The organism is Arthrobacter sp. YAF16, from assembly GCF_052113385.1.
Classification (GTDB): Bacteria; Actinomycetota; Actinomycetes; order Actinomycetales; family Micrococcaceae; genus Arthrobacter.
Genome location: NZ_JBFRDC010000001.1, coordinates 1,053,765 through 1,066,021, shown reverse-complemented (window position 1 = coordinate 1,066,021; position 12,257 = coordinate 1,053,765). Strand labels below are relative to the sequence as shown.

Below are 12,257 nucleotides of genomic sequence, written 5' to 3'. Positions count from 1 at the left end.
GGACGCATCCACCACCGTAAGAAGGTTCGCCAGCATGACAACGAAGTCCACCGCGGAGCGCCCGGCCGTGAAGCTCGGCCACAGCATGAAGCCCCGCCAGCTCACCATGATGGGACTCGGCAGCGCCATCGGCGCCGGTTTGTTCCTCGGATCGGGGGCCGGAATCCAGGCCGCCGGTCCGGCCGTCCTGATCTCCTACCTGGTCGCGGGCGCCCTGATCATCATCGTGATGTGGGCCCTCGGCGAGATGGCCGCCGCAAACCCGAACAGCGGCGCGTTCTCCGTCTACGCCGAGAAAGCCATGGGAAAGACTGCCGGCGCCACCGTGGGCTGGCTCTGGTGGCTGCAGCTCGTCGTCGTCATCGCGGCCGAGGCGCTCGGTGCGGCCGGGCTGCTCTTCACGATCTGGCCTGTTGTTCCGGTTTGGGGACTCGCCCTGATTTTCATGGCCGTCTTCACGGCCATCAACCTCGCCGGGGTGAAAAACTTCGGCGAGTTCGAATTCTGGTTCGCGATCCTCAAGGTCGCCGCCATCCTGCTGTTCCTGGCCATCGGCGCCGCCCTGCTGTTCGGCTGGCTGCCGGAGGTTGCCAGCCCGGGACTGAGCAACATCACCTCCAACTTCGCCCCGGCGGGCCTGGGCGGAATCGCGGCGGCCTTGTTCGTGGTCATCTTCGCCTTCGGCGGCACGGAAATCGTGAGCGTCGCCGCGGCAGAGACGGAGAACCCCGAACGCAGCGTGGGCCACGCGATCCGCACCGTCGTCTGGCGCATCCTGGTGTTCTACATCGGCTCCGTGTTCGTCATCGCCGCCGTGCTGCCTTCGACGTCGGCAGCGCTGAAGTCGCCGTTCGCGGGCGTCCTGGACCTGGCCCGCATCCCCGGCGCCGGCGCGGCAATCACCCTGGTCGCCGTCGTCGCCCTGCTCTCGGCCCTCAACGCCAACCTTTACGGCGCCTCCCGGATGGCCTACTCGCTGTCCGTGCGCGGCGAAGCTCCCGCCTTCCTTTCGCGGCTCAACACGGCCCGCGTCCCGGTCATCGCCGTCAGCATCTCGGTGGCCTTCGGCTTCCTGGCCGCCGTGCTCGAACTGCTGTTCCCGGAAAAGATCCTCCCGGCGCTCTTCCAGCTGGTGGGCTCGACCTGCCTCGTGGTGTGGGGCTCGGCCCTGGTATCCCAGCTGATCCTGCGGCGCCGGGCGGACCGTGCGGGCACCGTCCTTCCGCTGCGCATGAAGGGCTTCCCGGGGCTCACGGTGTTCGGCCTGGTACTCCTGGCCCTGATCTTCGCCGTCGGCTTCAGCAGCCCGGAGAGCAGCAAACAGCTCTTCAGCACCATGGCGCTGATCGCCGGCATCGCCTCCGCCTGCTGGATCGGCGCCCGGCTCGGCCGTGCACGCCGCGCCGACTGAGGCTCCCCGCTGCAGCCTTTCGGGACTAAATTTGGGGATGCATGTCGAGAAGTCTTGACCGGCTCCGCTCACTAAGTGGAAGACCACGACAGGCGTGGCCCCAACATAGGAGATCATCATGCCGAAGTATCTGCTCCTCAAGCATTACCGCGGCGGCCCCGTGCCGCACCGTCCAGTGCCCCCGATGGACCAGTGGGCCCCGGCGGACGTAGAGGCACATATGGCTTTCCTCAGGCGGGTCAGCGAGGTGCTTGAGGAGAACGGCGAGTACGTCGATGCGCAGGCGCTCACCCCTGAGCGCACCTGGGTTCGCTACGGAGGCCCGGGCGCCGCACCCGTCACCACAGATGGCCCGCTTCCTGAGACCAGGGATCTGGTTGCCGGGTGGTACATGATCGACGTCGAGTCACGCGAACGGGCAGTCGAACTCGCAGCCTTCGTCTCCTCCGAGCCGGGCCCGGGCGGCGAGCCCCTCTACGAGTGGATCGACATCCGTGAAGTCATGTCCGGGGCACCCTCGCACGACTAACCGGGCGTGATCATCGATCCGATGCGAACACTGGACGAGGGCGCCCTGCGTGCCCTCGTCCGGCGGGTGCTCGCAGGTCTGGTCCGGCGGGGCGAGGACTTCGACGAAGCTGAGGATGCGGTCCAGGAGGCGCTGCTCGAAGCGCTGCGGGTCTGGCCGGAACACCCACCGCGCGAACCGCATGCCTGGCTGACCACTGTCGCCATCCGCCGGCTTGTCGACGCCCGACGCAGCCAGGCAGCCCGTCACAGACGAGAAGAGGCCACTCGCGACGAGCCGCAGTCCCCTCTGACAGACGAGGGCGATGACACGCTCTTTCTACTTTTCTGCTGCTGCCACCGTAGCCTTGCACCTGCCTCCCAAGTGGCTCTGACCCTCCGCTCTGTCTGCGGCCTCACTACCCGCGAGATCGCCGACGCCTTCTTCGTTCCGGAAGCGACAATGGCGCAACGGATCAGCCGCGCCAAGCGCTCCCTGCAGGGGCGCCGCCTGAACCAGCCCGGCGACCTCAGCGTCGTACTGCATGTGCTCTACCTGGTCTACACGCGCGGCCACGCTGGCCGCCTCGACCTGGCACAGGAAGCCATCCGACTCGCTCGCCAGCTCACCCTCGTGACTGAAGAACCGGAGGCGCGCGGGTTGCTGGCCCTCATGCCCCTCAACCACGCTCGGCTCCCGGCACGGTTCGATCCCGAGGGCCGGATTGTCACCCTCGACCGGCAGGACCGCGGCCGGTGGGACGGACGAGAGATCGCGGAGGGCGTTCGCGTCCTGCAATCAGCGCTGGCCGCTCAGCGCTTCGGCAGATACCAGATAGAGGCTGCGATCGCAGCACTTCATGACGATGCCGCGACCGCCGAAGAGACCGATTGGCCGCAAATTCTTGCCTGGTACGACGACCTCGTCGCGCTCACCGACGACCCGGTGCGTCATAACCCGGCCGCAGCACTCGGGCGCGCGGTCGCAGTCGGCCACGTTCACGGCGCCTCTGCAGGGCTGCAAGAGACCTACCTGCTACGGGACGTGATCGGCGACCGGCACCGCTGGCATGCAGTCCTGGGCTATCTGCACGAGTGGGCGGCTGTTTCTCCGCCGCTGCTGCCGCCTACGCCGAAGCTGCCCGCCGGGCGACGAACGTCGCCGAACGCGACCACCTTGTCCGGCAGGCCTCCCGCGCACGGACCAGGGCCGAGTAAATACACTGTACAAACTGCCAAGCGGGATGAGGCCGGGAACGGCAGCTCTTGACAGAATGGTCAGTGTTACCTGATCTGATTGCCTAGAGCTTGGCCCGTGACTAGGGTCACAGGCATGGACACACTCCCCCTCGCGGTCGCCGGCGACGACGCCGGTCCGCTGACCCCCGCCCAGCTGCGCGAGCTCTACTCGCTGATGGTCGCGGTCCGGCACCTCGACACCTCCGCGATCGCCTGGCAGCGGCAGGGCATCATCCCCGGCTACGCCCCGGAGCTCGGCCAGGAGGCTGCCCAGGTGGGCAGCGGCTACGCCGTCGACACCAGCCGCGACTTCGTCTTCCCCACCTACCGCGAGATGGGCGTCGCCCGGACCATGGGCGTGGACATGGTGGGCTACATGTCCACCCACAAGGCGACCTGGCACGGCGGCCTCTACGACCCGATGGCGTCCCGGCTCGCCCCGATCCAGGCCGTCGTCGCCGGATCCGTGCTGCACGCCGTCGGCTGGGCCCACGGCCAGACCCTGGACCAAAAAGACGGCGTGGCGCTGACGTACTTCGGCGACGGAGCCTCCTCGCAGGGCGACGTCCACGAGGCGATGAACTTCGCCGCCGTGATGAAGGCACCCGTGGTCTTTTTCGTGCAGAACAACGGCTGGGCCATCTCGGTCCCGACCGACCGCCAGGTGGCCGGCGGCTCCGTCGCCGCCCGCGCGGCCGGCTACGGCATGCCGGCGCTGCAGATCGACGGCAACGACGTCGTCGCCGTCGTCGAGGCGACCCGCCGCGCCTTCGCGCACGCCCGCTCCGGCAACGGCCCCGTGCTGATCGAGGCGATGACCTACCGTCGCGGGCCGCACTCGACCTCCGATGACCCGGGCCGCTACCGCTCCCTTGACGAGGAGCGCGACGGCGCCGGCGAGGATCCGCTGGAGCGGCTCAAGCAGCGGCTGCTGGCGGACGGATCCGCGGACGCGGCGTTCTTCGCCGAGGCGCTGGCCGCCGCCAAGGCCGAAGAGGAGCAGATCCGGACCGGCATCCAGGCCCTTGGCCCGCGCCCCGGAAACGAAATGTTTGACCTGGTCTTCCAGGAAACCACCCCTGCCCTGCAGGCCCAGGCCGCCAACTGGCGCGAGGAGTCCGAACATGTCTAACTCGATTCTCGAAAGCAGTGCCGCTGCAAGCACGAGCGCAGATGCCCCCGCCTCCACCACGGTGATGTCCATGCAGCAGGCGCTCAACCGCGCCCTCGACGAGGTGCTCGCGGAAAACCCCAAGGCTGTGATCTTCGGCGAGGACTGCGGCCGGCTTGGCGGCGTCTTCCGGATCACCGACGGACTGCAGGCCAAGCACGGCGCGCAGCGGGTCTTCGACACCCCGCTGGCGGAGTCCGGCATCCTCGGCATGTCCGTGGGCCTGGCGATGGCCGGCTTCCACCCCATCCCCGAGGTCCAGTTCGACGGCTTCGCCTACCCGGCCATCAACCAGATCGTCTGCCAGATCGCCCGGATGAACTACCGCAGCCGCGGCACCATGCCGATGCCGATCACCCTGCGGGTGCCCAGCTTCGGCGGCATCCGGGCCCCCGAACACCACGGCGAAAGCCTCGAGGCGCTCTTCGCCCACGTGCCCGGGCTCAAGGTGGTTTCGCCGTCGAACCCGCACGAGGCCTACCACCTGCTCAAATACGCCGCCACGCGGCCGGATCCGGTGATCTTCATGGAGCCGAAGTCCCGCTACTGGCAGAAGGGCGAGGTCGATCCCGGCAACGCCGATCCCTCCGGCGGCGCGCCCGAAGGCGCCAAGGTCATGCGCGAGGGCAGGCACCTGACGCTCGTGGCCTGGGGCGCCATGGTGGCCCGCTGCCTGCAGGTGGCCGAACTCGCCGCCGAGGACGGAATCGACGTCGAGGTCCTGGATCTGCGCTGGCTCAAGCCGATCGACGCCGCGGCGCTGGCCGCCTCCGTGCGCAAGACGCGCCGCGCCGTCGTCGTCCACGAAGCGCCGCTGACCTCCGGGCTGGGCGCCGAGGTGGCGCAGCTGATTACGCAAAGCTGCTTCGACACCCTCAAGGCACCGGTGGAGCGCGTGACCGGCTTCGACGTCCCGTACCCCTCCGGCGACCTCGAAGATGAATACATCCCGAACATTGACCGGATCCTCTTCGGCATCCAGCGAGTATTGGAGTACAAACGTGGCTGAAATTTCCTTCCCACTGCCGGATCTTGGCGAGGGCCTGATCGAGGCGACCGTGCTGGAATGGCTGGTCTCGCCGGGCGAGCAGGTGGAGCGGAACCAGCCGCTGGTGGAGGTCGAAACCACCAAGTCGGCCGTCGAATTGCCCAGCCCACAGGCAGGTAAGGTAGTGCGTATCTACGGCGGGCCCGGCGACAAGATCAATGTCGGCGAGCCCCTGATCGTGTTCGAGGTGCCGGACAACACCGCCGGCATCGTGGGCACGGTCCCGAAGGAAGAGGCACCGAAGCGCCGGGTTCGCCTGAGCGCCGTACTTGATGAGGACTGACACCATGAGCGGCAGGCACACCGGCGAGCAGCATTCCCACACGGTCGAGGGCACCGACCCCCAGCTTTACGTCGGGGTGCACGATCCGAAGGACGACGCCGGGCTGCGTCCGGTCCTGCTGCTGCACGGCTTCTCCTCCTCCTCCAAGCTCAACTGGGAGGACACCGGCTGGATCACCGCCCTCACCGACGCCGGCCGCCGCGTCATCACCGTGGACCTGCCCGGCCACGGCCGCAGCGGCGCCCCGGAGGACCGGGATTCCTACTCCCCCAGCAAGATCCGCGCGGATCTGCTCCAGATTGCGTTCGACGCCGGCGCACGTCCGCTGCGCGACGGCGATCCGGCCAGCGGCCTGGACGTGATCGGCTACTCGCTGGGGTCCCGGCTGGCCTGGGAATTCGGCGCCACCCAGCACGAACTGGTCCACCGGCTGGTGCTCGGCGGGCCCAACGTGGCGGACCCGCTGGCGGAGTTCGACCTGGTCGCCGCGCAGCGCTACCTGGCGGACGGAACGCCGATCGCGGACGCTTCCACCGCCGGGCTGCTGAAGATGGCGCAACTGCTGCCCAGCAACAACATCTTTGCCCTGCTGTCCCTGATCGAGGCGATCAAGGACGAGCCGTTCGACCCCGCCGAGGCGGTCCCGCAAATGCCGGTGCTGCTGGTGGCCGGGGAGAAGGACGAACGGGCCGCGTCCATGCCCGAGCTCGCCGCTCTCGGCGCCAAGGCCGGGGCGATGGTGGAACAGCTCATCCTGCCGGCGCGGAACCACACGAACGCCGTGACCAGCCGGGCCTTCAAGCAGGGTGCCATCAGCTTCCTGGGCGTCTAAGCACTCGCTTAAACAGCAACGCGGGGTCACTTACGGCCCATCCGGGGGTTCCGGATGGGCCGTAAGTGACCCCGCGTTGTTTTTGGCTGCCTAGTGGTGGCGGCTGACGCCCAGCGGACGGCCGCGGGTTTCCTTGGCCAGGATGACGCCGACGGCGGAGATGACGCAGAGGATCATGATGTAGATGCCGATGGAGCCGGTCCAGTGCGTGCCCTGCAGCAGGGCCTCGGCGATGGTCGCCGCGAAGGCGCCGCCCAGGATGGCGCCGAAGGCGTAGCCGATGGAGATGCCCGAGTAGCGTACGTTCGCCGGGAACATCTCGGCGTACATCGCGGACATCGGGCCGTAGGACAAGCCCAGGCCGATGGTCAGGACGAACAGCGCCGTGCCGTAGAGAACGATGTCCTTGGTGTCGATCAGGGCGAACATCGGGATCATCCAGGCAAAGACGATGCCGTAGCCGATCAGGAAGGTCTTGACGCGGCCAATCTTGTCCGAGAGCCAGCCGCCGACCAGGGTGAAGATGAGCCAGCCGAAGGACGCCAGTGTGGTGGCCAGCAGGATCTGCGGGGTGGGCATCTTCAGCGTCTTGGTGGCGTAGGAGATGAAGAAGGCGATCAGCAGGTAGCCGGCAGCGTTGTTGCCAATGAAGATCATCGTCGAGTAGAGGACAGCCTTCTTGTGCTTGCGGATCAGCTCGCCCAGGGGCGCCCTGCTTTCTTCCTTGCGCTCCTGCATTTCCTTGAAGACCGGGCTCTCAGCCACGGCGCGCCGGATGAGGTAACCGACCACGATCAGGACGATCGAGAGCAGGAACGGCACCCGCCAGCCCCAGCTGCCGAAGTCTTCCTTGGACATCGACGTGTTGAGGAAGTAGAGCAGGCCGGTGGCGAGGATCATGCCCACCGGGACGCCGATCTGCGGGTAGGCGCCAAACAGGCCGCGCTTGCTCATCGGTGCGTGCTCGACGGCCATCAGGGCAGCGCCGCCCCATTCACCGCCGGCGGAGAAGCCCTGGATGATGCGGAGCAGGATCAGGAGGATCGGGGCCCAGACGCCGATCTGCGCGTAGGTCGGCAGCATGCCGATCAGTGCCGTCGCGGCGCCCATCATGACCAGGGTGAAGACAAGCATGGCCTTGCGGCCCAGGCGGTCGCCGAGGTGGCCGGCAACGATGGCGCCCAGCGGGCGGAACAAGAAGCTGATGCCGATCAGGGCGAAGGACAGGATCTGCGCCAGGCCCGGGTTGGAGGCATTCAGCGGCGCGAGGAAGAGCGGGGACAGCAGCGTTGCTGTCAGTTGGGCGAAGATGAAGAAGTCGTACCACTCGATCGTGGTACCGACCAGCGTCCCGGCGAGGACCTTGCGTTCCTCATGCTTGCTGCTGGGGCCCGTCTCTGAATCGACGGTTGAAGTTGCGGTCATTGGAACTCCGTTGCTGGGGGCAGAGGTGCTGCCCGGGTGGGTGCAAGTGAAAAACTAAATGCCTACAGAATTACTGATCGAACGGTCAGTTAGTAACTGTGATACTACTATGAAATGTGTGATCAGGCACACATTTCCGCCAAAAAGCTTCGCCGCCCAGGAAAGCGACGGGGAAACCCGCTGGCAGAACTCCCGGTCGGCGTCGGCCGGCGACTCCCGGCCGCGGGCCCGGGAAGGCGCTTGTTAGCCCTCACCGCGTGTTCTATAATCGAACAAGCAGTTCACATATAGAACGCTACTTCACTGTGAGCCGGAACACAAGACTCCCCCGCCCGCCTCTAGGATGGACTCCATGACCCCGAACGCCGGCAGCACCCAGGCCCCGCCGTCCCAGACGCTGTCCCGGGGCATCCGGGCCCTGGAGATCCTGGCCGACGCCCCGGAGCCGCTCACCATCGCCGAGCTCGCCGACGCCATGGGTGTCCACCGTTCGGTCGCCTACCGCATCCTGCGCACCCTCGAGGACCACTCGCTGCTGGTCCGGGACGACGCGGGCAGGGTCCAGCCCGGCCCCGGCCTGGCCGTCCTCGCCCGCGGCGTCGCCCGCAATCTCCAGACCGCCGCGCTGCCTGAGCTGACCCAACTGGCCAACGCCCTGACCATGAGCGCCTTCGTGGCCGTCTGGGACCGCGAGGACTGCGTCACCCTCGTCACCGTCGATCCGCGCCACACGGGGGCGGCCGTGGTCCAGCACCCGGGCTCCCGGCACCCGGTCAGTGCCGGAGCGCCCGGCATCGCAATCCAGTCGGCGCTTTCGGAGCAGGAATGGCACCGCCTCGCCCCGGGCATCCCCTACCGGTCGGAGGCGGCCGAGGCGCGCCGCCGCGGCTTCGCGGCCAGCCATGACGAGGTCATCCCCGGCGTCTCCTCGCTGGCCGTGCCGGTCAGGGTTCCCGGCGGGCGCCCGGCCGCCCTGGCGGTGGTCTACATCCGCGCCGCACAGGACCCGGATGAAGTTGCGGCCGCCCTGTCGGCGAGCGCCGCGCGGATCGAGGCGCAGCTGGCCTGAGGCCCCGGCCCGGGTTCTCTCTTGACAAGCCGGTCCAGTTCGGGCAGTTTTGTATCGTATACGATTTCATACTCAATGAGGAGATGCGATGGAGCAGCTTTCGCAGGACGCCCTGGCCGCCACCGGCAAGGTCATCGCGGTGCACATCAACTACCCGAGCCGCGCCGCCCAGCGAGGCCGCACCCCGGAGCAGCCCTCCTACTTCCTGAAGCCGTCCTCCTCGCTGAGCCTCTCCGGCGGCACCGTCGAACGCCCCGCCGGCTGCGAACTCCTGGCCTTTGAGGGCGAGGTGGCGCTGGTGATCGGCAGCCGGGCCCGCCGCGTTGCCCCGGACGAGGCCTGGCGCCACGTCGGCTTCGTCACCGCCTCCAACGACCTCGGCGTCTACGACCTGCGCTATGCGGACAAGGGCTCCAACCTGCGTTCCAAGGGCGGGGACGGTTTCACCCCCGTGGGCCCGGGCCTCCTCCCGGCCGCCGAGGTCGACCCGGCAGGCCTCCGCATCCGCACCTGGCTCAACGGCGAACTGGTGCAGGAGGACACGACCGGCACGCTGCTGTTCCCCTTCGCCCGGCTCGTCGCGGACCTCTCCCAGCTCCTCACCCTGGAGCCGGGCGACATCATCCTGACCGGGACGCCCGCCGGCGCCTCCGTGGCCCAGCCGGGCGACGTGATGGAGGTCGAGGTGGACGCCCCGGCGTCGGGGCTCACCACCGGCCGGCTGACGACGACGGCGGCCCAGGGCACCGTGCCGCTCGCCGACTACGGCGCGCAGCCGCGCAGCGACGAGGCCCAGCGCGCCGAGGCCTACGGCACGCCGGCGGCAGCCGCCGCCGAACCTACGGCAGCAGCCGAACCGGCCGCGCCGAAGAGTGCGCTGACCCCCGAGCTGAAGGCGAAGCTCGAGTCCGTCGCCACCGCCACCTTGAGCTCCCAGCTGCGCAAGCGCGGCCTGAACAACGTCAGCATCGACGGCCTGCATTCGACCCGGCCGGACCGCACCGTAGTCGGGGTGGCCCGGACCCTGCGCTACGTGCCCAACCGCGAGGACCTCTTCAAGACCCACGGCGGCGGCTTCAACGCCCAGAAACGCGCCATCGACTCGCTCCGGGAAGGCGAGGTCCTCGTTATGGAGGCCCGCGGCGAAAAGGGCACCGGGACGGTCGGGGACATCCTGGCCCTGCGCGCCCAGGTCAACGGTGCCGTGGCCGTCATCACCGACGGCGGCGTCCGCGACGTCACCGCCGTCGGCGCCCTGGAGATGCCCACGTTCTTCGCGAACGCGCACCCCGCAGTCCTGGGCCGGCGCCATATCCCGTGGGACGTGGACCTCACCATTTCCTGCGGCGGCGCCACGGTTCAGCCCGGGGACATCATCGTGGGCGACGCGGACGGCATCCTTGTGATCCCGCCGGCACTCGCCGAGGAAGTGGCCGACGACGCCCTGGTCCAGGAGTCTGAAGAGACGTTCATCGCCGAGATGGTCGCCGCCGGGCACAGCGTGGACGGCCTGTACCCGATGAACGCCCAGTGGCAGGAAAAGTACAAGGCGTGGGCCGCGGACCGCGGGCAGTCCCGGCCATGACCAGCACCGTGAGCACGGCCGGCCCGGCTGGCGCCACCTCGAGCAAGTCGGAGCAGGCGTACGCGGCGGTCAAGGCCAGCATCCTCAGCGGCGAATACTCCCCCGGCTACCGGCTCGTGCTGGCCAAGATCGCCGAGGAGCTGGGCTTCAGCGTCGTCCCGGTCCGCGAAGCCATCCGCCGGCTCGAGGCGGAAAACCTCGTGGTGTTCGAACGCAACGTCGGCGCCACCGTGGCCGGCATCGATCCCACCGAATACCTCTACACGATGCAGACCCTGGGGATCGTCGAAGGCGCCGCGACGGCGTTGTCCGCGCCGCTGATCTCCGCCGCGGACATCGCCCGGGCCCGCGCGGTGAACGAACTGATGCGCGAGTGCCTGGACAACTTCGACCCGGTCCGTTTCACCAGCCTGAACCGCGACTTCCACAGCGTCCTGTTCGAGCACTGCCCCAACCCGCACATCCTCGACCTGGTGCACCGCGGCTGGAACCGGCTGCAGGCGCTGCGTTCCTCCACCTTCAGCTACGTGCCCGGCCGGGCCCGGCAGTCCGTCGAGGAACACGAGGCGCTGCTAGGGCTGCTGGAGGCGGGCGCCCCGGCGGACGACGTCGAACGCGCGGCCCGCGCGCACCGCGCCGCCACCCTCGATGCCTACCTCGCCCACCGGGCTCCGTCCCCCTGACCCCAGCGGGCCGGCCCCGGCCGCCCCTCCCCCGAACGATAAGGAAAAAACAATGAAGTTCCGTTCCGATCCCCAGCAGCACCTCAAAGGCTCCCTCGCCGCGATGTTCACCCCGTTCACGGCGTCCGGCGACGTCGACCACGACAGCCTGCGGAACATGGTCCAGTGGCAGATCGCCAGCGGATCCTCCGGCATCACGATCGGCGGGTCCACCGGCGAGCCCAGCGCCCAGTCCGTCGAGGAACGCGCCGCCGCCATCCGCGCGACCGCCGAGGCGATCGGCGACCGCGTGCCGTTCATGGCCGGCACCGGCACCGCAAAACTGCAGGAGACGCTGGAGCTGACCCAGGCCGCCGTCGACGCCGGCGCGGACGCGTCGATGATCATCACGCCCTACTACTCCCGGCCCACGCAGGAGGCCCTCTACCGCTGGTACGCCACGATCGCCACCGAGTTCCCGCAGATGCCGTTCGTGATCTACAACGTGCCGTCCCGCACCGCGGTGGACATGGCCCCCGAAACCGTGGCGCGGCTGTTCCGTGACTTCGACAACATCGTCGGGATCAAGGAGACCACGAAGGACTTCGAGCACTTCTCCCGTGTCATGCACCTGGCCGGCAAGGACCTGCTGGTCTGGTCCGGCATCGAACTGCTGTGCCTGCCGCTGATGGCGATCGGCGGCGTCGGTTTCATCTCGGCGCTGGCAAACATCGCCCCGAAGGCCTCCGCGGACATGTACAACGCCTGGGTCGAGGGTGACTTCGAGACCGCCCGGAAGATCCACTACGGCGTCCACCCGCTCGTGGACCTGTTGTTCGTCGAGACCAACCCGGCGCCCAGCAAGTGGCTGATGGCCGAGGCGGGGCTGATCTCCTCCGACTACGTCCGCCCGCCGCTGATTACGCCCACCGACGCCGGGCTGAAGAAAATCACCGAACTGATGGAGGCCGGCCGGGAGTACCTCACCCCGGTGGACGGCTTCCGGATCGCCAAATAACACCTCC

12 protein-coding genes are annotated in these 12,257 nt (G+C 68.3%); 11 read left to right on the top strand and 1 reads right to left on the bottom strand.

Translation table 11 applies throughout. The annotated features are described in order from the left end of the window. The first annotated feature begins 34 nt into the window (after positions 1 to 34). From AB4Y91_RS05025 to AB4Y91_RS04995, 7 genes are all read left to right on the top strand, one after another. Positions 35 to 1,411: an amino acid permease gene (locus AB4Y91_RS05025; RefSeq protein ID WP_441417401.1), complete on the top strand. Its 1,377-nt coding sequence runs from the start codon at positions 35 to 37 to the stop codon at positions 1,409 to 1,411. A 118-nt stretch (positions 1,412 to 1,529) separates the two neighbouring features. Then, positions 1,530 to 1,940 (top strand): YciI family protein, encoded by a 411-nt coding sequence (locus AB4Y91_RS05020; RefSeq protein WP_441417400.1) that lies wholly within the window; start codon positions 1,530 to 1,532, stop codon positions 1,938 to 1,940. A 6-nt stretch (positions 1,941 to 1,946) separates the two neighbouring features. Continuing rightward, positions 1,947 to 3,188, top strand: coding sequence for an RNA polymerase sigma factor (locus tag AB4Y91_RS05015; RefSeq protein ID WP_441417399.1), 1,242 nt, complete (start codon positions 1,947 to 1,949; stop codon positions 3,186 to 3,188). Positions 3,189 to 3,251: 63 nt separating this feature from the next. Then, entirely contained in the window at positions 3,252 to 4,289 is a 1,038-nt protein-coding gene (locus AB4Y91_RS05010) for a thiamine pyrophosphate-dependent enzyme (RefSeq protein ID WP_441417398.1), read from the top strand. After that, a complete protein-coding gene (locus AB4Y91_RS05005; protein ID WP_441417397.1) occupies positions 4,282 to 5,337 on the top strand; it encodes an alpha-ketoacid dehydrogenase subunit beta in 1,056 nt (351 codons plus the stop codon). The genes AB4Y91_RS05010 and AB4Y91_RS05005 overlap by 8 nt, the downstream gene beginning before the upstream one ends. Continuing rightward, positions 5,330 to 5,659, top strand: a complete 330-nt coding sequence (locus AB4Y91_RS05000) for a biotin/lipoyl-containing protein (protein WP_018775751.1) — start codon at positions 5,330 to 5,332, stop codon at positions 5,657 to 5,659. Before AB4Y91_RS05005 ends, AB4Y91_RS05000 begins: the two co-directional genes overlap by 8 nt. 4 nt (positions 5,660 to 5,663) lie before the next feature. After that, entirely contained in the window at positions 5,664 to 6,491 is an 828-nt protein-coding gene (locus AB4Y91_RS04995) for an alpha/beta fold hydrolase (RefSeq protein ID WP_441417396.1), read from the top strand. Positions 6,492 to 6,581: 90 nt separating this feature from the next. On the opposite strand, the gene AB4Y91_RS04990 is transcribed toward AB4Y91_RS04995, so the two are convergent. Continuing rightward, entirely contained in the window at positions 6,582 to 7,916 is a 1,335-nt protein-coding gene (locus AB4Y91_RS04990; RefSeq protein WP_441417395.1) for an MFS transporter, read from the bottom strand. 352 nt (positions 7,917 to 8,268) lie between these two features. Here AB4Y91_RS04990 and AB4Y91_RS04985 point away from each other — a divergent pair, with 352 nt between their 5' ends. From AB4Y91_RS04985 to dapA, 4 genes are all read left to right on the top strand, one after another. Further along, positions 8,269 to 8,985, top strand: coding sequence for an IclR family transcriptional regulator (locus tag AB4Y91_RS04985; RefSeq protein ID WP_441417394.1), 717 nt, complete (start codon positions 8,269 to 8,271; stop codon positions 8,983 to 8,985). Between the two features lie 88 nt (positions 8,986 to 9,073). Beyond that, on the top strand, positions 9,074 to 10,570 hold the full coding sequence (locus AB4Y91_RS04980) for a fumarylacetoacetate hydrolase family protein (RefSeq protein ID WP_441417393.1): 1,497 nt from the start codon (positions 9,074 to 9,076) through the stop codon (positions 10,568 to 10,570). After that, positions 10,567 to 11,253, top strand: coding sequence for a GntR family transcriptional regulator (locus tag AB4Y91_RS04975; protein WP_441417392.1), 687 nt, complete (start codon positions 10,567 to 10,569; stop codon positions 11,251 to 11,253). The genes AB4Y91_RS04980 and AB4Y91_RS04975 overlap by 4 nt, the downstream gene beginning before the upstream one ends. Before the next feature lie 52 nt (positions 11,254 to 11,305). Continuing rightward, positions 11,306 to 12,250: a 4-hydroxy-tetrahydrodipicolinate synthase gene (dapA, locus tag AB4Y91_RS04970; protein WP_441417391.1), complete on the top strand. Its 945-nt coding sequence runs from the start codon at positions 11,306 to 11,308 to the stop codon at positions 12,248 to 12,250. The last annotated feature ends 7 nt before the right edge of the window (positions 12,251 to 12,257 follow it).